Raw genomic sequence first — 22,958 nt, 5'->3', positions numbered from 1 at the left:
CCTCACTTACCGATGCAGAAGCTGGCAAAAATCTCACCCAGAAGGTCGTCGACATCCACCCGGCCGACCAGCGCATCCAGTGCCCGGACGGCCTGCCGCAGATGCTCCGCCGCCAGCTCGACGCGTGAGTCGGGTCTTACCACTTCCGCCCGTGACTCGGCCAGAGCGGCAATCGCAGTTGTAACAGCAACGCGATGCCGTTCGCGCACCAACGCGCCGGCCGAGCCTACCCGCTGACTTAGGGTTTCACCGATCCGGGCCATCAGTTCTGGCACACCCTGACCAGTCTTGCCCGATACAGCTAGCCCAGGCCAACCAGATTTGGTATCCGATTTGCCCATTACCACAAGATCATCGCCCATTGGTTCCAACAGCAAAGGTGACCCATCCGTCAGGAACAGCCGCAGGTCTGCACATTCGGCCCGGGCCAAAGCCCGCTCGATCCCGGCGCGTTCCAGCCGATCCTCAGTGTCCCTCAGGCCCGCCGTGTCCAGGAATGTCACTGGCAGCCCGGCAATCTCCATCCGAACCTCGATCACATCGCGGGTGGTCCCGGCAATCTCGGACGTAATCGCCGCTTCGCGCCCCGCCAGCTGATTCAGCAGCGTCGACTTGCCCGCATTCGGAGCCCCCACGATGGCCACCTCGAACCCGTCCCGGATGCGCTCTGCCGCCGTCACCCCCGCCGCTTCGCGCCCCAGGTCGGCCATCAGCCCGTCGATCAGCGCCAGCACCTCGGGCGAGACATCCACCGGCACGTCTTCATCCGCGAAATCAATCGTGGCCTCCAGCAAAGCCCCGGCCCGGATCAGATCGCGCCGCCAGCCGTCGACCTTCTGCCCAACCGACCCTGACAGCACCCGGACCGCCTGACGCCGCTGCGCTTCGGTCTCGGCGTCGATCAGGTCGGCCAGGCCTTCAACCTGTGCCAAGTCCAGCACGCCGTTTTCCAGCGCGCGGCGGGTGAACTCCCCGGGTTCTGCCAGCCGCAGCCCCGGTTGCGCGGACAATGCCCGCAGCACCGTGCCCACGACCGCCGGGCCACCGTGACAGTGCAGCTCCACCACCGCCTCGCCGGTAAAACTGGCCCCCTCGGCGAAGGAAACCACCAGCGCCTCGTCCAGCAGCTCGCCATCCCAAACCAGCCGCCGCAGCCCCGCCACCCGCGCCGCTGGCAAGGACCCACAAAGCGCAAGACCGGCCGCAAACGCGCCCGGTCCCGAGATCCGTACCACGGCGAGGCCCGACCGACCCCGCGCCGTGGCGAGGGCATAGATCGTGTCCATCGCCTTCGCCCTTTAGGTGTTCATCGACTCGAAGAAGTCAGAGTTCGACTTGGTCTGCTTCAGCTTGCCGATCAGGAACTCGATGGCATCCGTCGTCCCCATCGGGTTCAGGATGCGGCGCAGGACGTAGGTCTTCTGCAGGTCCATCTTGTCGACCAGAAGGTCCTCTTTCCGGGTGCCGGACTTGAGGATGTCCATCGCCGGGAAGACGCGCTTGTCGGCGACCTTGCGGTCCAGCACGATTTCCGAGTTACCCGTGCCCTTGAATTCTTCGAAGATGACTTCGTCCATCCGGCTGCCGGTGTCGATCAGCGCGGTGGCGATGATGGTCAGCGACCCGCCTTCCTCGATGTTCCGGGCCGCACCGAAGAACCGCTTCGGGCGCTGCAGGGCGTTCGCGTCCACACCGCCCGTCAGCACCTTGCCCGACGACGGCACGACGGTGTTGAACGCGCGCCCGAGACGGGTGATCGAGTCCAAGAGGATCACCACGTCGCGCTTGTGTTCGACCAGGCGCTTGGCCTTTTCGATCACCATTTCCGCCACCGCGACGTGCCGCGTTGCCGGTTCGTCGAAGGTCGAGGCGACAACCTCACCCTTCACCGTGCGCTGCATGTCGGTGACTTCCTCGGGGCGTTCGTCGATCAGAAGGACGATCAGATAGCACTCCGGGTGGTTCTGCGCGATGGAGTTGGCGATGTTCTGCAACAGCACCGTCTTGCCGGTCCGCGGCGGGGCGACGATCAGGCCCCGCTGGCCTTTGCCGATGGGGGCCACCAGGTCGATGATCCGGGCCGAGCGGTCCTTGATCGTCGGGTCCTCGACCTCCATCTTCAGCCGCTCATCGGGGTAAAGCGGCGTCAGGTTGTCGAAGTGGACCTTGTGGCGCGCCTTTTCCGGGTCGTCGAAGTTGATCCGCGTGACCTTGGTCATGCTGAAATACTTCTCGTTGTCCTTCGGGGCCTGCATCAGGCCTTCGATGGTGTCCCCGGTGCGCAAGGAAAACTGGCGCAGGATTTCGGGGCCGACGTAGATGTCATCCGGGCCTGGCAGGTAGTTGGCCGAGGGCGAACGCAGGAACCCGAACCCGTCCTGCAGCACTTCCAGCACGCCGTCGCCGCCGATCTCCCAGCCTTCCTCGGCATGCTCTTTCAACAGCGAGAACATCATCTCGCCCTTGCGCATAGAGGGCGCGTTCTCGATCTCCCACTCCTCGGCCATGGCGAGAAGATCGGCCGGGGTCTTGGCCTTGAGTTCAGAGAGGTTCAAGCGTTCGACAGTCATGGAATACCTTTGGGCGGATCAGCGCCGTAAGGGCGGATCGTCGCGAGTTTGGAACGGGAAGTGCGTTGGACCGGACGGCCCTGCGGCGCCCGTTTACACTGCGGCGGCAGACAAAGTCAATCTGGCAAACCGGGATCGGCCAACAGCGCCGCGCCGGGGGCCAGAAAGACCAGCCGGTTCTGCGGGAAATCCCACAGCGTCGGATGATCTGCCAGAAACTTTGCCCCAAGGCGCAGAAAGTCAGACGGGCCGCTGCGGCGGAAATCCGTCGGACCGCCTGCCTTAACCAGCGACACCGTGATCGGCCCAAACTCGGTTTCCCCCAGCCGGATGGAGGACAGGTCCCACAGATCGGGTCCGCCGGTCAAAAGGCCGGACGCCACCAACGCCTCTTGCGTCTCGGGTCGCAGATACAGCGTCCCGTTGTCGCCGGTGTCGATATCGACCAGCATCACCCGATCGCCGATCTGCACCGCCGAGGTCGGCTGTTCGCCCTTCCAGTAGGAAAAGACCACCTCGCCACGAACATCTTCCGGGGTCAGCGCAACGGTTCCCTCTCGCAGGATCACCAGCCGCTTGCGTGCATAGTCCACCAGAAACGGGTGCGGCTCTACGGCAGGTGAGCCGAGAAACCCCATGAACCCTTCACCGAAGCCAGCTTCAACAAAGCCGAAATCACCGCTGACCACTTTTGCAGGCAAAGCCAGGACTTGTCCGTCAACCTGCAGCTCCGGTGCGTCGTGCAGCATCACGATGATCGGCTGACCCGAGGCCGCATTGCCCCGCGCAACCTCCTGCCCCAGTGCCAGCTGGGCCGCGTCTCGGTTCAGCATCACCACCTCGGGCGTCCCGTTGTCCAGCATCAGCTGGCCCGGCTGACCGCCTACAGTCACCTCCAGCATCGGCTTGCCATCAACGACCGCAAAGGGAATGTCCCGGCGATCCTGCCCCTCGGGCAACAGGTCCGCAAAAGCCGGCGCGGCGCAGAACGCCAGAAGACAGACCAGCCTTACCACCGAAGGATGACCGAGAAGACGATGATGACCATCAGCACTGTCGGCACCTCGTTCATCATCCGGTAGGTCCTCCCCGGGCGGCTATTGGTGCCGGCAAGGAACTCCTTGCGACGCAGGCCCAGCCAATGGTGAAACCACGTCATCGCCAGCACCGCCGCGGCCTTGGCCCAAGACCAGGGCGCTGACCAGTCGACGATACCCGGCGTGAACACCAGCGCCAGCCCGAACACCCAGGTCGCCATCATCGCCGGGTTCATGATCCCCCGCAAAAGCCGCCGCTCCATCGTCTGGAACATCTTGTCCGTCGCCGACCCGGCCTCGACCTGCTCGACGTGGTAGACGAACAGCCGGGGCAGATAGAAGATCCCGGCCATCCACGAGATCACCGACACCACATGCAGCGACTTCGTCACCAGGTACCAGTCGGCCAGGAAATCCGTGATCGTCTGAAGCATCTTGTCCACCAGTACTGCCGTCGTCCTTCTTCTATAAAGAAAGAATGAAAGAAGGAATGTTGATGATGTAGGGCCTGTGCAGAACGGGATTTCTTGACCCGCCCCCAGAGCCATCCACAGGGAGGGGGCTGGGGACAAGTCCGGGAAAAGTTCCACTCTCGATGGAGTCTTTATAATAAATCAATGTAAATCATATGGTTATAGGAAATATAGCCTGAACACAATCCACAGGCGAGTTGCATCCCCACCCCCGGCACAAGAACTTCTCCCGTCCCGCGTGACAAGCCCATGCACAGCGGGATATCTCTGGCCCGAACGCCGCCGACCGTGCCAGATGCCCACAGACCCCCGGCGGCTGCCCGTTTTCGCCCGACAAGGCCCCAGGAACAAACCGCGGATATCCACAGCCCCCATGATCCTCGCCTCCACCTCCTCGACCCGCCTCGCCATGCTTCGCGCCGCCGGCCTCGACCCTACGCCCGTCGCCCCCCGCGTCGATGAGGCGACCATCCGCGACGCTCTTGTCGCCGAGGGCGCGCATCCCCGCGACATCGCCGATACCTTGGCCGAGATGAAGGCCCGCAAGGTCGCCGAGAAGCACCCCACGGACCTCGTCCTTGGCTGCGATCAGGTCCTGGCGCTCGACCGCGAAACCTTTGCCAAGCCCGAAACCCCCGACGACGCGCGCGCGCAACTTGGCCAACTGCGGGGCAAGACCCACAAGCTTCTCTCCGCCCTCGTCGTCTATGAGAACGCCGAACCCGTCTGGCGTTTTGTCGGGGAAGCCCGCCTGACCATGCACCAATTCACGGATGCCTACCTTGACGACTACGTCTCCAGAAACTGGGACTCGATCCGCCACTCCGTCGGCTGCTACAAGATCGAGGAAGAGGGTGTTCGCCTCTTCTCCGCCATCACCGGCGACCACTTCACCATTCTCGGCCTACCGCTTTTGCCGCTGTTGGCTTGGGCAGGGAACCGGGGCATGATCGCCACATGACCGACCATCCCCGCATCCCGCTTGCTGCCGTCCTGGGCCACCCCATCGCGCACAGCCGCAGCCCCGCCCTGCACGGCTACTGGCTCAAGCGCTACGGCATCAAGGGCCACTACATCCCCATCGACATTGCCCCACTCGACCTCTCGCGCCTTCTGCGCACCCTGCCGGAACTGGGCTTCGTCGGCTGCAACGTCACCATCCCGCACAAGGAAGCCATCCTTCAGATCGCCGACGTCGTCACTGACCGCGCCGCCCTGATCGGGGCGGCCAACACGCTGATCTTCCGCAAGGACGGCAAGATCCACGCCGACAACACCGACGGCTCGGGCTTCATCGCCAACCTCCGCCAGAACGCGCCCGACTGGAAACCCGCCTCCGGTCCCGCGGTCGTCCTTGGCGCAGGAGGAGCCGCCCGCGCTGTCGTCGCCGCGCTGATCGAGGTGGGCGTTCCCGAGATTCGTCTCACCAACCGCACCCGCGCCCGGGCCGACGCGATCCGCCACGACTTCGGTGCCAAGATCCATGTCCACGACTGGACCCAGGCCCCGAACCTGATGGACGACGCGGTTACAGTCATCAACACGACGTCGCTTGGCATGACCGGCAAGCAGGACTTCCACGTCCCACTGTACCGGATGAACCCCAGGGCCCTGTGCAACGACCTGGTCTACACCCCGCTGAAAACCCACTTCCTGATCGAGGCCGAAGAGCGCGGCGCCACCGTCGTCGACGGCCTTGGCATGCTTCTGCACCAGGCCGCCCCGGGTTTTGAACGCTGGTTCGGCCAGCGCCCCGAAGTGGACGAAGCCACCCGCAAGGCCGTCCTCGCGGCATGAGCTTCATTCTCGGCCTTACCGGCTCCATCGGCATGGGCAAATCCACCACGGCGGCAATGTTCGCCGATGCGGGCCTGCCCGTCTGGGACGCCGACGCGACTGTCCACCGCCTGTATCAACCCGGCCAACCCGCCGCCCTGACCATCGGACAGCTCTTCCCCACGGCCATCGACGCGAATGGCACCGTCAACCGCGCCACCCTTCGCACCTTGATCCAGGACGATCCCAGCGTGCTCGACCGCCTGAATGCGGCCGTCCACCCGCTTGTTGCCGCCGACCGCGCCGCCTTCCTTGCAGCCCATGAAGCCGCCGAAATCGTCCTTCTCGACGTGCCCCTGCTGTTCGAGATCGGCCTCGACACCGCGTGCGATGCCGTCGCCGTCGTCTCCGCCCCACCCGAGGTCCAGCGCGACCGCGTCCTCTCGCGCGGTGCAATGACCGAGGCCGAGTTTCAGACCATCCTCGCCCGCCAGCTGCCCGATGCCGAAAAGCGCAAGCGGGCCACCTACGTCATTCCCACAACCAGCCTTGAAGCCGCCCGCCAAGCCGTGAAAGATGTGCTGGCAGACATCCGGCGGACCAAAGATGCGTGAAATCGTCCTCGACACCGAAACCACCGGGTTCGAGCCCGCCGAAGGCCACCGCATCGTGGAAATCGGTGCCATAGAACTCTTCAATCACCTGCCGACAGGGCGCACCTACCACCAGTACATCAACCCCGAACGCGGCATGCCTGCGGGCGCGTTCGAAGTGCACGGCATCGGCCACGACATCCTGGAAACCCCCGGAAAAGCTGCTCCTGGCGGGGTGACACTGCGCGACAAGCCGGTCTTCGCCCGGATCGGTCAGGCCTTCCTTGATTTCATCGGCGACGCGAAGCTTGTGATCCACAACGCCGCATTCGACATGAAATTCCTGAACTTCGAACTGGAACGCAGCGGTCTGCCCGGCCTGCCCTTCGCCCGCGCGACCGACACCCTGATGATTGCCCGATCCAAGTTCCCTGGCTCCCCGGCCTCGCTTGACGCGCTGTGCCGGCGCTTCGGCATCGACAATTCGATGCGCGAAAAGCACGGCGCGCTTCTCGACAGCGAAATCCTGGCCGAAGTCTATCTAGAGCTGATCGGCGGTCGCCAGCCGGATCTGGTCCTTGCCAGCGTTGCCCCCGCGCCTGCCCGCAGCGCGTCGGGTGAGGCGATCACCTGGCGCCCCCGCCCTCGGCCCGAGCCGCTTGCGCCCCGGATCACTCAGGAAGAACTGGCCGCCCATGCCGCGATGGTCAGCAAGCTGGGGGATGCGGCGATCTGGAAGAAAGACGCCTGACGGTCGGCCATCCGGGAACTGCCGGTCCACCTTGCGTCCCCTCTCCCCCAGGGGGAGAGGGTCAGGGTGAGGGGGAAATCCCCTCAGTTGACCTGCGATGACGGTGCAGCCGAGGCCGCCTGCGCCTGCGCCCGGCGCGCCAATTCCTGCCGATACAGCGCCATGAAGTCGACGGTATCGACGTTCAGCGGCGGGAAGCCTCCATCCCGCGTCACGTCCGAGATGATGCGGCGCACGAAGGGGAACAACAGCCGCGGGCATTCGATCAGCAGGAACGGATGGATCTGCTCCTCCGCCACGCCTTCGATATGGAAGGTCCCGCCGTATTCCAGCTCCAGCAGGAACAGCACGTCGCCGTTGACCTTGTTCTTGGAGGTCACCTTGAACTTGGTGATCACCTCGTACTGGTTCGCGACCGGGCGTTTGCGGGCGTCAAGGCTGACCGCAACCTGGATATCGGGCTGAACCTCGCCTGCCGTCAGGCCCTTCTGCACAACCACATTCTCGAACGACAGGTCGCGCACATACTGGGCCAGCACCTGCATCTTGACTTGCGGCGGGGTGGCGGCTGCGGTTGCGGCGCCGTTTTCTGCCGGGGTTTCCTGTCCCATTTCGGTCTCTCCTCGAGAATTTCGCCGCCTTCTATCAGGTCGGAGGGCCGCTCTCAATGCTGCGGTTGTCGTCAATGAAAAGGGCCGACCCCCGGGGCCGGCCATTCCTTGAGTTTTCGCGAACGACTGCAAGCAAGCGCCTGATTTCATTCACTCGGCAAACCTGCCCGCGCGCAGTGGCCTTACAGAATCTCGGTCATCTTGACGATCCGCCCTTCGGCGACCGACTTCAAGGCCGCCTCGGCCAGCGCCAGGGCCAGCAACCCATCTTCACCCGAAGGCGAGGCCTTGGCCTTGCCCGCCATCGCGTCGATGAAGGCCGCAATCTCGGCCGCATAGGCCTCGGTATAGCGGGTCATGAAGAAGTCATGCAGCGGCGGCCGGGTATAGCCCGCCCCGGTTGCGACCTCGATGGACACCGGCCGCTGGTTTTCCGCCGCGACCGACCCTGCCGACCCGTGCACCTCGATCCGCTGATCGTAGCCATAGGTTGCCCGGCGCGAGTTCGAGATCACCGCCATCTTCCCCGTCGCCGTCTTCAGCATCACCTGAACCGAGTCACTGTCCCCCGCCTTGCCGATGCCTGGGTCCACCAGAACCGCCGCCATCGCCGAGACCTCGGACACTTCCTCCCCCAGCAGGAACCGCGCCATGTCGAAGTCATGGATCGTCATGTCCCGGAAGATCCCGCCCGACCGCTTGATATAATCGACCGGAGGTGCCCCCGGATCGCGGCTGGTGATCGTCACCATCTCCACATCGCCGATGGTCCCCTTGTCGATCTCGCCCCGCACCGCCATGAAATGCGGGTCAAAGCGGCGGTTGAAGCCGACCATCAGCGTGCCCTTGTTGGCGCGGACGACCTCCAGGCACTGCTTCACGCGGGCCAGCGACAGGTCGATGGGCTTTTCGCAGAACACGGCCTTGCCGGCCTTCACGAACTGCTCGATCAGGTCGGCATGGGTATCTGTCGGCGTGCAGATCACCACCGCGTCGATATCCTTGGCCGCGCAGATCGCATCAATCGAACGCACGTCACAGCCATACTGATCCGCAATCGCCTGCGCCGCCGCTGGCATCGCATCCGACACCGCCACCAACGTCGCGCCGGGGTTTCCGGAAACCGCTTTCGCATGAACCTTCCCGATGCGCCCCGCACCCAGAAGCCCGAACCTGATCGTCATAGTCTCTCCTTAGCCCCGGGCTGACCCCGGCTTTCAAACTTCAGGCGTAGGTGGCGTCCGTGCCACCCTTTACGCCCGTGATGTAGCTCACGATGTCATTGCCGTCGGTCTCGTCCTTCCGCAAGGAGGCGACGATGCGACCGCGGCGAAAAACCACGATCCGGTCGACCAGATCGAACACCTGCCGCAGGTTGTGGCTGATCAGGATCATCGGGATGCCGCGCTCCTTCAGGCCCCGGATGATGTTTTCCACCTGAGCCGTCTCCTGCACCCCCAGCGCCGCTGTGGGTTCGTCCATGATCACCAGTTTCGACGCAAAAGCCGCCGTCCGCGCGATGGAGACGCACTGCCGTTGCCCGCCCGACATGTTGCGGATCGGGTTGTCGACGTTGGGGATCTTCACCGCCGTCGTCGCCAAAGCCTCCATCGTCCGCTCGCGCATCGTCTTGCGGTCCAGCCAGGAGAACGGCCCCAGCTTGAACTTGAAAAGCTCGCGCCCCAGGAACAGGTTCGATGGCACATCCAGATCATCGGCCAGCGCCAGCGTCTGGAACACCGTTTCGATCCCGGCCTGCCGCGCCTCCAGCGGGCCCGCAAACTGCACCGGCTGGCCGTCAAAGATGACATCGCCCGATGTCCGCTGCTCTACCGCCGTCACCTGGCGGACGAAGGTGGATTTCCCCGCCCCGTTGTCCCCCACCACGGCGACATGCTCGCCCTCGTGCAGGATGAAATTGGCATCGTCCAGCGCATGCACGCCACCGTAATGCTTGGTCAGGCCGCGGGTTTCCAGAATGATCTTGCTCATCGCACTTACCCCCGGGTCCGTTTGCGTTGACGCCACTGGTCCAGCACCACCGCGCCGACGATGATCGCGCCCTTGACCATTTCCTGGTAGTAGGCGTCCAGCTTGATCGAGGTGAAGCCCGAGATGATCACCGAAAAGATCGCCGCCCCCAGCACCGTGCCGATGATCGAACCGCGACCCCCCGCAAGGCTGATGCCGCCGATCACTGCCATCGCGATGGCGTCAAGTTCGTACATCACCCCCATCCCGGCCTGAGCCGTCAGGTTCTTCGACGTCAGCAGCACCGCTGCAACGGCCGCCAGCAGTCCGGCGATGGCATAGACAAGCACCTTGTGCCGGTCGACGTTGATCCCCGACATCCGCGCCGCCGCCTCGTTCGAGCCGATGGCATAGCAGCGCTTTCCATAGAGCGTGTAGGTCATGATGACGTGGAACAGGATCGCCAGCAGGACAAAGACCACGGCCGGGTTCTGGCCCTGCCACGACAGAAGCCCGAAGGTCATGCCGCCAAGAAGATCGCCGTTTGCAAGGGTCGCATAGGTCTCGGTCGGAAAGCTGACCGGTTGGCCGTTCGACCACCAGCGCGCGACGCCCCGGGCCGAAACCATGACGCCAAGCGTGGCGATAAAGGGCGGTATCTTGGTGTAGGCGATGAGCAAGCCGTTGATCAGGCCCGCGAAAAGCCCGCAGGCAAGGCCGATGACAATCGGGACGATCACCGGCAGGTCCATCGCCCAGTCGCCGAAGATCGCCTTCGGGTTCGGGTTGCCGTTGACCATCGCAGTCTGGGCAAAACTCATCACCACCATCGCCGTCGCACCCACCACGGACCCCGACGACAGGTCGATCCCGCCGATGATGATGACCTGGGTCACCCCCAGCGCGATGATCCCGATGATCGCGACCTGCAGGATCATGATATCCAGCCGCTGCTGGTTGAAGATCGCGTCGACATTGTCGCGCATGTTGAACAGGAACGAGCCCCCCTGAAGGCGGTTCAGGATCTCGAAGACCAGGACGATCAGGACCAGGGCGCCGAATACGTTCCATTCGGGCGCGCGGGTGCGCTTTGCCGGGTCGTATTTCAGGCCGCCAAGCCCATGCGTTGCGTCTGCCACGTCGCGCCCCTCCCCCAGGATGCAATCAGGTTGGCCGATGTTACCCCATCCGCGCCAGAAAAGCGGGGCGACTGTTGCCAGCCGCCCCGCAAGGTACCCGGAAGGGGCTTAGTTCTTCGACAGGTAGCCGTCGATGTTCGCCGGGGTCACCAGCTCGAACGGGATGTAGACCTTCTTCTCGACGGCTTCGCCCTTCGACAGCTTGACCGCCGCATCCAGCGCGCCGCCGCCCTGGGCCGCCGCGTTCTGGAACACGGTGATGTCGAGTTCCCCGGCCTGCATCGAGGCAAACGCGTCCTGCGTCGCGTCCACACCCGATACGATCACCGCATCCATGCCGATGCCAGCAGCCTTGATCGCCTGGATCGCGCCCAGAGCCATCTCGTCGTTGTTGGCCAGCACGCCGTCGAAGGCAGCGCCGGTCGAGAGCCAGTTGGTCATCAGCGACTGGGCCTGGTCACGCGACCAGTTGGCGGTCTGCTGGTCGATCACGGTGACCTTCACCGCGCATTCGCCCGCTTCCATCACGTCGTAGTAGTTCTGCGTGCGCTGCACGGCGGCCTGGTTCGACAGTTCACCCTGCATGACGTAGACGCTGACTTCTTCTTTGCCGGCAGCCTTCCACTGGTTGCACTGCTCGATGAAACCCTGGCGCGACGAGTCGGATTCGTTGGACGCGACGAAAGCCTGGCCATCGGGCAGCGTGTCGACGTTGATCGGCTGGCGGTTCACATAGACCAGCGGCACGCCTGCGGCAGCGGCGGCATCCGACATCGCCTGCGTGGCCGAGGTGTCGACCGGGTTCACGATGATCGCATCCACACCGCTGGCGATGAAGTTGTTGATCTGGTCCAGCTGCTTGGCGACGTCGTTCTGGGCATCCTCGATCTGCACCGAAAGGCCAGCGGCATCAGCCTGCGACTGGATGCCGTTGCGCAGCACGGTCAGAAAGTTGTCGTCGAAAGCGGCCATCGAAACGCCGATCCCGTCGGCCATCGCGGTCGTGGTCATCAGCGAGGCAAAGCCTGCTGCGATAAGAGTCTTCTTCATGGGTCACTCCTCCCGGTTATTGTCCGCCGTCCATACAGCGGTTCAATTCTGATTGCCGCGACGCCGCCTCCCTGCGGGGCGCGGATGAACCTGTCAGGTCCGCACTCGCAGACTGGGCAGTCGCCTCTTCTGCGTCAACCGATTCTTGCAACCGGTTGCAAAGCCGGTCATGCCGGAACCCGCGCCATGTGGTCCATGCTGGCCCGCAGCGCCGGGGCAGGGTCCGTCAGCGCGTGGATGTCTGGCGAGAACGCCTCGAAGCTGACGGGACCGTTCCAGCCTGCAGCTTGCAGAGCGGCAATCTGTTCGACGTTGCCCAGACGGTCGCCCGGCGTCACCAGCACCCGGTGCGGGTCGCGCATCTCGCTGATGCCAACCTCCTGGTCGACCACGCCCGAGACATGGACAATTCCGGTATGGTCCGGGAACAGCGGGCCACCGTGGGCCAGCGTATGATGGAACGTGTCATGCACCAGCTTGAACCGGCCCTTGCCGCCCACCGCCTCGATCCCCTCGACGGCCTCGGTCTTGTAACGCAGCGCGCAGATCTCGAAACCCAGCGGCTCGACCAAGCCGACCAGCCCGTGATCCTCCAGCATCGGCTTCAGCGCCTTCAGCGCCACGCGCAGGTTCGCCTGTCGCTCACCGTTGCCCATACCAAGGTTGTCGTTGCGCGGGATCAGGCTGACGGCTTCCGCACCGGCAGCCTGCGCGATCTTCATCAGCGCCAGCGCTTCGGCCGCCTTGTCTTCGGACCAGTCGTTGAAGCGCTTGACCTCGGCGACGGCCAGCAGGCGCAACCCGTTCTCGCGGACAAAAGCCCCACCCTCGGCCGGGTCCATCCCGTCGAACAGCGGCTGGGGCAGGTCGTTGCGGACCTCGATCCCGACGCAGCCCAGATCCTTGGCCAGAGCGACAAGGTCACGGAACGAAAGGCGGGCCACCGTCATGTGGTTCAAAGCGAAGTGGGTCATTCCCGGCCTCCCAACCGCGGCAGTTTCTTGGGGCGGACCATCCCCGAGACTCTGCCATCGCGTCAATCCGTCGCGGGGCGTTCCCATCATCCCTGACGAATTGACACGCAGGACGGTGATGTCTTTTCGTCAAACGCTTTCGGGCAGGTAAAGGTCGGGCTGCAGGAAATGCTGGCCCTGAACCGGGACCATGCCTTCGGTCACCGCTTCGGTCGCCAGTCGAACCAGATCATCGCACAACCGCTGCAATGGGGTCGCTATGACCATCGTCACATGCCGCCCGATCAGCGCGGCCCGGCTTTCCGGCGTCAGTTCGTTCACGACCAGCGCCACCTCGCCGGGTTGCCGTGCCTCACGCACTGCTGCGATGGCCCCCTCCATCCCGCCGCCGGCGCAATAGATGCCCCGCAGGTCGGGGTGGCGCGACAGCAGGTCCAGCGTCGCCTCATAGGTCAGCTGCCGCGTCTCCAGGTTGATCAGCGTGTCCAGGACTTGAAACTGCGGCGCGTGTTCGCGGAAATAGCTGCGCACCCCCGTCTCGCGTAACTCATGCCCGTGCCAGCGATAGCCGCCCACGAACACCGCGATCTTCCCCGCATGGTGGGACGAGGTGGCAATCATGTGCGCCGCAATCCGCCCGACCTTCAGGTTGTTCAGGCCAAGGTAATTCTGCCGCACGCCCTGGCCGAAGTCGTTCAGCAGCGAAAAGCACGGGATGCCCTTGGCGTTCAGCCGCATGACCGCTTCCGTGACCTCGGGGTGCGTCACCGCCGTCGCCGCGATGGCATCGACGCGGCCCACCATCGCCTCCATCAGCTCGGTGAAATCCTTGGGCGACTGCGACGATGCGAAGGCCACCTGCAACGACGCGCGGACGCCCACCGCCTGGGTCACCGCCCGCTCGGCCTCGGCCCTAAACTGCTGGTAGAAGGACTGGCGTTCCTTGTGCAGGACAAGACCCAAGCGCAAGCGGGGCAGGTCGGCATGGACCCGCTGCCCGATCAAGGGTGCCGCGTGATAGCCGATCAGCCGCGCCGCCTCATAGACCTTGCGCGCGGTTTCCTCGCGCACCTTCTCGCGCCCGTTCAGGACGCGGTCCACCGTGGCGCTGGACACGCCTGCTTCGCGGGCGACATCGTGGATCGTGGGCCGGTTTGCCATCTGGTCTGACGAAATTCCATCAAGTTGATGCCCAATCATGATGGATCATGACGAAACCTGCAATCAAGCCTATTGGTGATTTGCCCAAGGCCGACTTATCCACGACACGGAGGCGCCCTTGTCAGGGGTGTGACAGCGGAGGTCAACGGATGAGCAATCGCGACTACAGCCTTTTCGGGCCCGACGCCAAGCGCGCCGTCGAAAGCGGGCTGACGGCGGCCGAGTGGTATCATACCGAGGTCCCCCGCAAGGTGATGAAGGACCTGATGGCCCGCAGCGATGCGCCCGCGATCCGCGATACGATCATCTATTACGGCAGCATGATCCTGCTGGCGGGCATCGGCATCGCGCTGTGGCCGTCGTTGTGGTCAATCCCGTTCTGGCTGGCTTACGGCGTTCTTTACGGATCGGCCTCGGACTCGCGCTGGCATGAATGCGGCCACGGTACCGCGTTCAAGACGCCCTGGATGAATGACGTCGTCTACCAGATCGCAAGCTTCATGATCATGCGCAACTCGGCCACCTGGCGCTGGAGCCACGCGCGCCACCATTCCGAAACCTACTTCGTCGGCCGCGACCCAGAAATCGCCGTGATGCGGCCCCCGGAACTGGCGAAGCTCATCCTGAACTTCTTCGGCATCCTGGACGTTATTGCCTTCGTCCCCCGCATCCTGCGCAACGCCGTCTCTGGTCCGACGCCCGAGGAACGCACCTACGTCCCGCAAAGCGAATGGGGCAAGGTGCAGCGTGTCGCCATCATCCATGTCTCGATCTACGCGGCGACCATCGCGCTGGCGGTCTGGATGGGGTCGATCCTGCCCCTGATGGTGATCGGCCTGCCCCGGATGTATGGCGCCTGGCATCACATCATGACCGGGCTTCTGCAGCACGGAGGGCTTGCGGACAACGTCGTCGATCACCGGCTGAACAGCCGCACCGTCTACATGAACCCGATCAGCCGCTTCATCTACTGGAACATGAACTACCACGTCGAACACCACATGTTCCCGATGGTCCCCTACCACGCCCTTCCGCGCCTGCATGAAGTCATCAAGGCCGACCTGCCGCCGCCCAACACCTCCATCGCCCAGGCGTTTCGCGAGATGTGGCCCGCGCTGAAGCGGCAGATCATGAACCAGGATTACTTCATCCGCCGCGACCTGCCGCCCACCGCCAAGCCCTACCGCGAGGATTTCCACCAATACGTGCCGGGCATGATGCCCCCCGCCGCCGCAGAATAAGGACAGCGACATGCCCTGGATCGACGCCTGCTCTACCACCGACATAGACGAGGAAGACCTGATCCGCTGGGATCACGCCGGCCAGACCTTCGCGCTCTATCACTCGCCCGAGGGGGAGTTCTTCGCCACCGCCGGCCTCTGCACCCACGAAAACGTCCACCTCTGCGACGGGCTCGTGATGGGCAACCTGATCGAATGCCCCAAGCACAACGGCCAGTTCGACTATCGCACGGGCGAGGCGATGCGTGCCCCGGTCTGCGTCAACCTGCGGACCTTCCCCGTAAAAGTCGAAGGCGACCGCGTCTTCGTCGAGGTCGTCTGATGGCCCGCCTGACGGTCAAGGACCTGCTCGACCAGCGCGGCAAGCACCAGTTCGCCATGCTGCGGGTCGAGACGCTGGAGGAAGCCGAGGCCGCCGCCCGCGCCGGAGTCGAGCTTCTGTCCGTCCCGCCCGCGATGGTCTTCGACGGTCGCTTCCGCGAGGTCGCGCCGGATGCCTTCATCTTCCCGGGCGACAACTTCTACGAAATCGGAGCCACGGACGATTTCCTGCGCTGGGCCTTCCCGCTGTATAAACACGGGGCGGATGCCTTCTACTGTTCCGGCTCTTTGGCGACCGTGAAAGCGATGGCCGACCACGCCCTTCCGGTCTGTGGCCATGTCGGCCTGATCCCCTCAAAGCGCACCTGGACCGGCGGCTTCAAGGCTGTGGGCAAGACGCTTGAAACCGCTCAACTCGTCTGGCGGCAGTGCAAGGCGCTGGAAGACGCTGGGGCCTTCGCGGTGGAAATCGAGGTTGTGCCCCATTCCATCACCCGCCTGATCGCGGAACGGACAAACCTCTTCCTGATCTCGATGGGCGCAGGCGCGGGTGGGCACGCGCAGTACCTTTTCTCCGACGACGTACTGGGTCAGAACCGAGGCCGCATCCCTCGCCACGCCAAGGTCTACGCCGACTTCGCCGCCGAATACGACCGCCTTCAAACCCTGCGGATCGACGCGATGAGCCGTTTTGCCAAGGACGTCCACGACGGCGACTACCCCGCCCCGCAACATCTTGTGGACTGCGACCCCCAGGTCGTTGCGGACTTTGCCGACTGGCTGGACCAGAACGCCTAGACCGCCAGGATCGCCTCGATCAACCGCTGGGCCGGGGGCGTCATCTGCGCCCCGGCTCGCGTGACCAGGCTAAACGGCGCCACCGCCAGACCCATGTCGATCGGCAGCGACACGAACGGGACCGACGGGTTACCGGCAAAGCTGTCGACGACCGGAGTCGCCAGCGGTGCAATCGCATCGGTCTGGTTCAACAGCGCCAGCGTGAACAGGAAGGACGAGGTCGAGATCCGCCGTTTTGGCTGCGGCAGGCCCAGTTCGGTCAGGCGGCTGACCACCGTCTGGGTCAACAGCGTCTCGTCATCACCCATCACCCAGTCGTAGGTCATGAGGTCGTCCAGCGACAGGATCGGCCGGACCAGAAGCGGATGGCCGCGCCGCACCACCAGCGACAGGGGCTCGACCGCCAGGACGCGCGCCTCAAGCTGGGTTTCACCGGGCGAAAGCCGCGCAAGCGCAAAGTCCAGCCGCCCGTCGCGCAGCTGCTCGCACAGGTTCAGTGAGGTGGCGACCGTCACTTCGGCGCGGAACTCGGGCAACTCGCGTTGCAGGGCGATCAGCACCGGCATCACCAGGCTAAGCGCCGGACCCGTCACCGCGCCGACCCGCACCACGCCTGCCCGCCCGGTCGCCGCCTCGGCCAGCTCACGGGCGGCATCGGCCAGCTCGATCTCGATCCGGGCGGCCCGCCGTGCCAAGGACAGGCCCACTTCGGTCAGCCGCAGCCCACGCCCCTGCCGTTCGTGCAGGGCCAACCCCAGCAGCTCTTCCATCTCGGCCAGCAGGCGTGAGGCGGCAGGCTGCGCCACCCCGATCCGCGCCGCAGCCACCCCCAACGCACCCACCTGGCTTAACTCCGCCAACAGCCGCAGTTGCACCGGCTTCAGGCGGCGAAGCTGGATCGCAAGGGTCGATTCAGTCGGATTCATATCAAAATAGCCAAGTCTTCATGCATAGACCCTATTTGACACGCATGGGTCACCTGCGCAATCTGCGCCTCGTCCGTAAGCAGGGGTCGCCCCGGCGTGCCCAAAGCGGATGCAAACGAAGAATCATCGGGAGGAAACAAGATGATCTTGACCCGCCGCGGCCTTATGGCCCTTGCCGGCACCACGGCTGCTTTGTCGGCGCTGCCCGCCTTCGCCCAGGACAAGGGCACCATCGGCATCGCGATGCCGACCAAATCCTCGTCGCGCTGGATCTCGGACGGCGAGTCGATGGTCAAGGCGTTCCAGGACGCTGGCTATGCCACCGACCTGCAATACGCCGAAGACGATATCCCGACCCAGCTGAACCAGATCGAGAACATGATCACCTCGGGCGTCAAGGCGCTGGTGATCGCGGCCATCGACGGCACCACGCTGTCGAACGCGCTGGACAACGCCGCCGCACAGGGCATCAAGATCATCGCCTATGACCGCCTGATCCGCGATTCCGGTTCGGTCGACTATTACGCCACCTTCGACAACTTCAAGGTCGGCGTGCAGCAGGCCGAAAGCCTGGTTGCCGGTCTGAAAGAGCGTTTCCCCGACGTGAAGCCGTGGAACGTCGAACTCTTCGGCGGCTCGCCCGACGACAACAACGCGTTCTTCTTCTACGACGGCGCGATGAGCGTGCTGCAGCCGATGATCGACGCGGGCGATATCGCCATTCCGTCGGGTCAGACCGGCATGGACGTGGTCGGCACGCTGCGCTGGGATGGCGCGGTGGCGCAGGCGCGGATGGACAACCTGCTGTCGTCGAACTACGGCGACAAGCAGTTGCATGGCGCGTTGTCGCCATATGACGGGCTTTCCATCGGCATCCTGTCGTCGCTGAAGGGCGTCGGCTACGGTTCGGGCGACATGAAGATGCCGATCGTCACCGGGCAGGATGCTGAAATCCCGTCGGTAAAGTCGATGATCGCGGGCGAGCAGTATTCGACCGTGTTCAAGGACACCCGCGAACTGGCCAAGGTGACCGTGAAGATGGTCGACGCCGTGCTTGCCGGTGGCGAGCCGGAAATCAACGACACCGAAACCTACAACAACGGCGTCAAGGTCGTGCCGTCGTATCTGTTGGAGCCGGTGTCGGTGAACCTGTCGAACTACGAAGAAATCCTCGTCGGTTCGGGCTACTATACCGCTGACCAGCTGAAGTAAGCTGATCTGGACGGGCCTGCCTGCGCCATTGTCGCGCAGGCAGGTTCCTTGCGGGAGGGGCGATGTCGACACTTCTGGAAATGCGGGAGATCTCGATGGTCTTCCCGGGCGTGAAGGCGCTTGACCGGGTCAGCCTGACGGTTGAGGCCGGAGAAATCCATGCGATCTGCGGCGAAAACGGTGCCGGCAAATCGACGCTGATGAAGGTGCTGTCGGGGGTATATCCGCATGGCAGCTTCGACGGCGAAATCATCTATGACGGCCAGCCCCTGCGCAACCGGCGCATCCACGACAGCGAGGAAAAGGGCATCATCATCATCCATCAGGAACTTGCGCTGATCCCTTTGCTGTCGATCGCCGAGAACCTGTTCATGGGCAACGAGGTGGCGTCGAAAGGCGTGATCTCGTGGCCGCTGGCGTTTCAGAAAACGGGCGCTCTCTTGCGCCGCGTGGGCCTGAACGAGCCGCCAAGCGCGGTGGTCGGCAAGCTTGGTGTCGGCAAGCAGCAGTTGATCGAGATCGCCAAGGCGCTGTCGAAGAACGTGCGGCTGTTGATCCTCGACGAACCGACCGCCGCCTTGCAGGAGGCGGATGCGGACCGTTTGCTGGACCTGATGCTGGAGTTGAAGGCGCAGGGCGTCACGCAGATCATGATCAGCCACAAGCTGAACGAGATTTCCCGCGTGGCCGACCGGATCACCGTGATCCGCGATGGTGCCGCCGTCTCCACCCTGACCAAGGCCGAAATATCCGAAGACCGGATCATCCGCGACATGGTGGGCCGCGACATGGCGCACCGCTACCCTGAACGGGAAAGCCACCCCGGCGAGGTGTTGTTCGAGGTAGACGGCTGGTCGTGCTGGCACCCCGAACAGACCGGGCGCCAGATGATCAAGAACGTGTCGATGACGATCCGCAAAGGCGAGATCGTCGGCATCGCCGGGCTGATGGGCACCGGGCGCACCGAACTTGCCATGTCGATCTTCGGGCGCAGCTACGGCAAGGGCCATCAGGGCAGCGTCAGGATGCACGGCAAGCCGGTGGACGTGTCGACCGTGTCAAAGGCGATTGCGGCCGGGATTTCCTACGTGACCGAGGACCGCAAGGCGCTGGGCCTGATCCTTGACGAACCGATCCTGCGCAACATCAGCCTTGCCAACCTTGCCGGCATCGCGACGCGCTCGATCCTGGACAAGCGGCGCGAGGCGCAGGTGGCGGAGGGGTATCGCAAGCAACTGGCGATCCGCACGCCCGGCGTGCAGCAAAAGGTGGTAAACCTGTCGGGCGGCAACCAGCAGAAGGTGGTGCTGTCGAAGTGGCTGTTCACCGACCCGGCGCTTCTGATCCTTGATGAACCGACGCGCGGCATTGATGTGGGCGCGAAGTTCGAGATCTACACGATCATGAAGGAGCTGGCCGAACAGGGCCGCGGCATCCTGATGATCAGCTCGGAAATGCCGGAGCTGCTGGGGATGTGCGACCGGATCTACGTGATGAACGAAGGCCGGATCGTCGGGGAACTGACGCGGGGCGAGGCCAGTCAGGAAAAGATCATGGCGCTGATCGTCAAGGATGTGGGGAGGGTGGCCTGAATGTCGGAACCAAAGCAAAGCGCACTGGGGGGACACCTGCGGGAAAACGGGATGCTGCTGGCGCTGGTCGCCATCGTGGTCCTGTTTTCGATCCTGGTGTCGGCGCAGGGCAAGCCGATGTTCCTGCAGGCGCCGAACATCACCAACATCTTCCTGCAGAACGGGCATGTCATCATCCTCGCGCTGGGGATGCTGTTGATCATCGTGTCGGGGCATATCGACCTGTCGGTGGGGTCGGTTGCGGCGTTCACCGGGGCTGTGGCGGCGTGGCTGACGGTGGATCTGGACCTGCCGGTGCCGGTGGTGATCGTGCTGACGCTGATCGTCGGCGGCGCGATCGGGGCGGCGCAGGGCTATTGGGTGGCGTTCTGGCGCATCCCGTCGTTCATCGTGACGCTGGCGGGGATGATGGTGTTCCGCGGCGCCACGATGCTGATGCTGGGCGGCCAGAACATCGGGCCGTTCCCGAAGGCGTTTCAGGCGATGTCGTCGGGGTTCATTCCCGATCCGACCGGGCTGATGAAGCCGCACGGGCTGACGCTGATCATCACGGCGCTGGCGATTGGCGCGGTGATCTGGATCGGCGTGCGGGCGCGGGCGCGTGATGCGGAATTTGGCGTGACGCCGGAACCGGCAGGCCTTTTCTGGGGCCGCACGGCGGTGATTGCGGCGGCGACGGCGTTCGTGGGCTATCAGCTTGCCTCGTTCCGGGGGCTGCCGAACGTGCTGATCGTGCTGACGGTGCTGATCGTGCTTTACGCCTTCTTCACCGAAAACACCGTGCAGGGGCGGCGCATCTATGCCACCGGCGGCAATGAAAAGGCGGCCAAGCTGTCGGGCATCCGCACCGAACGGCTGGTGTTCTTCTGCTTTGTGAACATGGGCGTGCTTGCCGCGCTGGCGGGCATGATGGTGACCGCGCGCCTGAATTCGGCCACGCCAAAGGCCGGGACCGGGTTCGAGCTTGACGCCATCGCCGCCGTGTTCATCGGCGGCGCGGCGATGGCGGGCGGGTCGGGCAAGATCGTCGGCGTGGTGATCGGTGCCTTGATCATGGGCGTGATGAACATGGGCATGTCGATCCTTGGCGTCGGCATCGATTACCAGCAGATGATCAAGGGGCTGGTGCTGCTGGCTGCGGTGATCTTCGACGTCTACAACAAGAACAAGTGAGGCAGGACATGCATCTATCGACGGTCAAGGGCGCGGGCGTCGTGGCCCGGACGGGGGCCGAGGCGCGGCGGGTGCAAGGCACGGCGTCGGTCTATGAACTGGCAACGGCGGCGATTGCGGCGGGGCATGGGCTGGCCGAAGAAGTGGCGCGCCGCGGTCTGGGTGAGGCGGTGGACCTGAGCCGCGCCACCTTCGAATTGCCGGTCAGCCACCCCGATCCGGCGCACCTGCATCTGACGGGCACGGGCCTGACGCACCTCGGGTCGGCCTCGGCCCGCGATGCGATGCACGCCAAGCTGGAAGGGGCCGAGACGCTGACCGACAGCATGAAGATGTTCCGCATGGGGCTGGAGGCCGGGCGTCCGGCCAGGGGCGAGGTCGGGGCGCAGCCCGAATGGTTCTACAAGGGCAACGGCCATGCCGCCGTCGCCCCCGGTGCTGCCCTTGAAGCCCCGGCCTGCGCCGAGGATGGCGGCGAAGAGCCGGAGGTTGCGGGCGTCTACCTGATCGGCCCGAACGGCGCGCCCTACCGGATCGGCTGGGCCTTGGGCAACGAGTTTTCCGACCATGTCACCGAACGGGTGAATTACCTCTGGCTGGCCCATTCCAAGCTGCGCGTCGCCTCTTACGGGCCGGAAATTCTGGTGGGCGAGTTGCCCGCAGATGTGCGCGGCACCAGCCGCATCCTGCGCGGTGGCGCGGTCTTGTGGGAAAAGCCGTTCCTCAGCGGCGAGGCGAACATGTCGCACACGCTGGCGAACCTGGAGCATCACCATTTCAAGTATGGCATCTTCTGTCAGCCGGGCGATCTGCACGTGCATTTCTTCGGCACCGCAACGCTGTCCTATGCCGATGGCATCAAGACCGAACCCGGCGACGTGTTCGAGATCGAGGCCGACGCCTTCGGCCAACCGCTGCGCAACCCGCTGTCGTTTGCCCCCAAGACCAAGGGCGCGACGTCCGTCCTGCCACTTTGACCACCGAAATCGAGGCCTTCATGCTGACCGGAAAACACCTGATCGCGGGCGAATGGGTAGGCAATGCCCAGACCTTCGCCTCGTCGCCCGCGCATGGGCCGTCGCATGACTTTTCGGTTGGCACGCCAGCGCATGTCGCCGCCGCGTGCGAGGCGGCAGAGGCGGCGTTTCCGGCCTATGCGGCCACCTCGCGGGCCGAGCGGGCAGCGTTCCTGACCCGCATCGCGGACGAGATCGACGCGCGCGGCGCCGAGATCACCGAGATCGGCACCCAGGAAACCGGCTTGCCTGCGGCACGGCTGGAAGGCGAGCGGGGGCGCACGACGAGCCAGTTGCGCCTGTTCGCCGCGCATATCCTGAAGGACGGCTGGCTGGACCGGCGGCATGACGCGGCGCTGCCTGACCGGCAGCCCGCGCCACGCCCGGACCTGAAGCTGATCCAGCGGCCCGTCGGCCCGGTCGCGGTGTTCGGCGCGTCGAACTTTCCGCTCGCGTTTTCGGTCGCCGGGGGCGACACGGCCTCGGCGCTGGCGGCCGGGTGCCCGGTGGTGGTCAAGGGCCACTCCGCCCACCCCGGCACCGGCGAGATCGTGGCGCAGGCGATTGACGCGG

The 22,958-nt window shown here is 64.5% G+C and carries 24 protein-coding genes; 12 read left to right on the top strand and 12 right to left on the bottom strand.

All coding sequences use genetic code 11. The features are described 5' to 3' along the window. Window positions 1-2: 2 nt before the first annotated feature. The 4 genes from mnmE to U1E69_RS19600 form a co-directional block, all read right to left on the bottom strand. Window positions 3-1,286 (bottom strand): tRNA uridine-5-carboxymethylaminomethyl(34) synthesis GTPase MnmE, encoded by a 1,284-nt coding sequence (mnmE, locus tag U1E69_RS19615; protein WP_322246107.1) that lies wholly within the window; start codon window positions 1,284-1,286, stop codon window positions 3-5. A 12-nt stretch (window positions 1,287-1,298) separates the two neighbouring features. Then, complete coding sequence (gene rho, locus U1E69_RS19610) at window positions 1,299-2,570, bottom strand: transcription termination factor Rho (protein ID WP_322246106.1); 1,272 nt, start codon at window positions 2,568-2,570, stop codon at window positions 1,299-1,301. Window positions 2,571-2,686: 116 nt separating this feature from the next. Then, entirely contained in the window at window positions 2,687-3,586 is a 900-nt protein-coding gene (locus U1E69_RS19605) for a hypothetical protein (RefSeq protein WP_322246105.1), read from the bottom strand. Continuing rightward, window positions 3,580-4,041, bottom strand: a complete 462-nt coding sequence (locus U1E69_RS19600) for a CopD family protein (protein ID WP_322246104.1) — start codon at window positions 4,039-4,041, stop codon at window positions 3,580-3,582. Before U1E69_RS19600 ends, U1E69_RS19605 begins: the two co-directional genes overlap by 7 nt. Window positions 4,042-4,453: 412 nt before the next feature. Here U1E69_RS19600 and U1E69_RS19595 point away from each other — a divergent pair, with 412 nt between their 5' ends. The 4 genes from U1E69_RS19595 to dnaQ are packed head-to-tail and all read left to right on the top strand — an operon-like array spanning window position 4,454 to window position 7,200. Continuing rightward, entirely contained in the window at window positions 4,454-5,041 is a 588-nt protein-coding gene (locus U1E69_RS19595) for a nucleoside triphosphate pyrophosphatase (RefSeq protein ID WP_322246103.1), read from the top strand. After that, a complete protein-coding gene (locus U1E69_RS19590; protein WP_322246102.1) occupies window positions 5,038-5,877 on the top strand; it encodes a shikimate dehydrogenase in 840 nt (279 codons plus the stop codon). The genes U1E69_RS19595 and U1E69_RS19590 overlap by 4 nt, the downstream gene beginning before the upstream one ends. Beyond that, window positions 5,874-6,470 carry a dephospho-CoA kinase gene (gene coaE, locus U1E69_RS19585; RefSeq protein WP_322246100.1) on the top strand — a complete coding sequence of 199 codons (597 nt, stop codon included), beginning with the start codon at window positions 5,874-5,876 and terminating at the stop codon, window positions 6,468-6,470. The genes U1E69_RS19590 and coaE overlap by 4 nt, the downstream gene beginning before the upstream one ends. After that, window positions 6,463-7,200 (top strand): DNA polymerase III subunit epsilon, encoded by a 738-nt coding sequence (dnaQ, locus tag U1E69_RS19580; RefSeq protein ID WP_322246099.1) that lies wholly within the window; start codon window positions 6,463-6,465, stop codon window positions 7,198-7,200. Before coaE ends, dnaQ begins: the two co-directional genes overlap by 8 nt. Before the next feature lie 83 nt (window positions 7,201-7,283). On the opposite strand, the gene secB is transcribed toward dnaQ, so the two are convergent. From secB to U1E69_RS19545, 7 genes are all read right to left on the bottom strand, one after another. Further along, window positions 7,284-7,811, bottom strand: coding sequence for a protein-export chaperone SecB (gene secB / locus U1E69_RS19575; protein ID WP_322246098.1), 528 nt, complete (start codon window positions 7,809-7,811; stop codon window positions 7,284-7,286). Window positions 7,812-7,993: 182 nt separating this feature from the next. Continuing rightward, window positions 7,994-8,995, bottom strand: coding sequence for an inositol 2-dehydrogenase (gene iolG, locus U1E69_RS19570; RefSeq protein ID WP_322246097.1), 1,002 nt, complete (start codon window positions 8,993-8,995; stop codon window positions 7,994-7,996). A 40-nt stretch (window positions 8,996-9,035) separates the two neighbouring features. Beyond that, a complete protein-coding gene (locus tag U1E69_RS19565; protein ID WP_322246096.1) occupies window positions 9,036-9,803 on the bottom strand; it encodes an ATP-binding cassette domain-containing protein in 768 nt (255 codons plus the stop codon). A 5-nt stretch (window positions 9,804-9,808) separates the two neighbouring features. Continuing rightward, window positions 9,809-10,921 (bottom strand): ABC transporter permease, encoded by a 1,113-nt coding sequence (locus U1E69_RS19560; RefSeq protein ID WP_322246095.1) that lies wholly within the window; start codon window positions 10,919-10,921, stop codon window positions 9,809-9,811. A gap of 108 nt (window positions 10,922-11,029) precedes the next feature. Continuing rightward, a complete protein-coding gene (locus U1E69_RS19555) occupies window positions 11,030-11,971 on the bottom strand; it encodes a substrate-binding domain-containing protein (RefSeq protein ID WP_322246094.1) in 942 nt (313 codons plus the stop codon). Window positions 11,972-12,138: 167 nt separating this feature from the next. Continuing rightward, window positions 12,139-12,945, bottom strand: a complete 807-nt coding sequence (locus U1E69_RS19550; RefSeq protein WP_322246093.1) for a TIM barrel protein — start codon at window positions 12,943-12,945, stop codon at window positions 12,139-12,141. Window positions 12,946-13,074: 129 nt separating this feature from the next. Beyond that, the gene (locus U1E69_RS19545; protein WP_322246092.1) at window positions 13,075-14,106 is read right to left on the bottom strand and encodes a LacI family DNA-binding transcriptional regulator; all 1,032 of its coding nucleotides are present in this window, start codon (window positions 14,104-14,106) and stop codon (window positions 13,075-13,077) included. Between the two features lie 149 nt (window positions 14,107-14,255). On the opposite strand from U1E69_RS19545, the gene U1E69_RS19540 reads away from it, so the two are divergent. The 3 genes from U1E69_RS19540 to U1E69_RS19530 are packed head-to-tail and all read left to right on the top strand — an operon-like array spanning window position 14,256 to window position 16,466. Then, on the top strand, window positions 14,256-15,347 hold the full coding sequence (locus U1E69_RS19540) for a fatty acid desaturase family protein (protein ID WP_322246091.1): 1,092 nt from the start codon (window positions 14,256-14,258) through the stop codon (window positions 15,345-15,347). A gap of 10 nt (window positions 15,348-15,357) precedes the next feature. Continuing rightward, window positions 15,358-15,669 carry a MocE family 2Fe-2S type ferredoxin gene (locus U1E69_RS19535; protein ID WP_322246090.1) on the top strand — a complete coding sequence of 104 codons (312 nt, stop codon included), beginning with the start codon at window positions 15,358-15,360 and terminating at the stop codon, window positions 15,667-15,669. Continuing rightward, complete coding sequence (locus tag U1E69_RS19530; RefSeq protein ID WP_322246089.1) at window positions 15,669-16,466, top strand: 3-methyl-2-oxobutanoate hydroxymethyltransferase; 798 nt, start codon at window positions 15,669-15,671, stop codon at window positions 16,464-16,466. The genes U1E69_RS19535 and U1E69_RS19530 overlap by 1 nt, the downstream gene beginning before the upstream one ends. Here U1E69_RS19530 and U1E69_RS19525 read toward each other — a convergent pair. Continuing rightward, window positions 16,463-17,392, bottom strand: coding sequence for a LysR family transcriptional regulator (locus tag U1E69_RS19525; RefSeq protein ID WP_322246088.1), 930 nt, complete (start codon window positions 17,390-17,392; stop codon window positions 16,463-16,465). The genes U1E69_RS19530 and U1E69_RS19525 overlap by 4 nt on opposite strands. 165 nt (window positions 17,393-17,557) lie before the next feature. Between U1E69_RS19525 and chvE the strand changes: the two genes are divergently transcribed. The 5 genes from chvE to U1E69_RS19500 all read left to right on the top strand — a co-directional run. Next, a complete protein-coding gene (gene chvE / locus U1E69_RS19520; RefSeq protein ID WP_416200308.1) occupies window positions 17,558-18,604 on the top strand; it encodes a multiple monosaccharide ABC transporter substrate-binding protein in 1,047 nt (348 codons plus the stop codon). Window positions 18,605-18,666: 62 nt separating this feature from the next. Next, a complete protein-coding gene (mmsA, locus tag U1E69_RS19515) occupies window positions 18,667-20,196 on the top strand; it encodes a multiple monosaccharide ABC transporter ATP-binding protein (RefSeq protein WP_305570075.1) in 1,530 nt (509 codons plus the stop codon). Further along, on the top strand, window positions 20,197-21,369 hold the full coding sequence (gene mmsB / locus U1E69_RS19510) for a multiple monosaccharide ABC transporter permease (protein WP_305570077.1): 1,173 nt from the start codon (window positions 20,197-20,199) through the stop codon (window positions 21,367-21,369). An 8-nt stretch (window positions 21,370-21,377) separates the two neighbouring features. Then, window positions 21,378-22,346, top strand: coding sequence for an AraD1 family protein (gene araD1, locus U1E69_RS19505; protein ID WP_305570079.1), 969 nt, complete (start codon window positions 21,378-21,380; stop codon window positions 22,344-22,346). A 20-nt stretch (window positions 22,347-22,366) separates the two neighbouring features. Beyond that, window positions 22,367-22,958, top strand: a 592-nt coding sequence (locus U1E69_RS19500) for an aldehyde dehydrogenase family protein (protein ID WP_322246086.1), incomplete at its 3' end; no start/stop codon positions are given.

Origin of the sequence: Tabrizicola sp., assembly GCF_034366665.1 — a bacterium.
In the GTDB taxonomy this organism is placed as follows: Bacteria; Pseudomonadota; Alphaproteobacteria; order Rhodobacterales; family Rhodobacteraceae; genus Tabrizicola.
The sequence above is the reverse complement of the archived record's forward strand: the minus strand, read 5'-3'. Positions and strand labels throughout refer to the sequence as shown.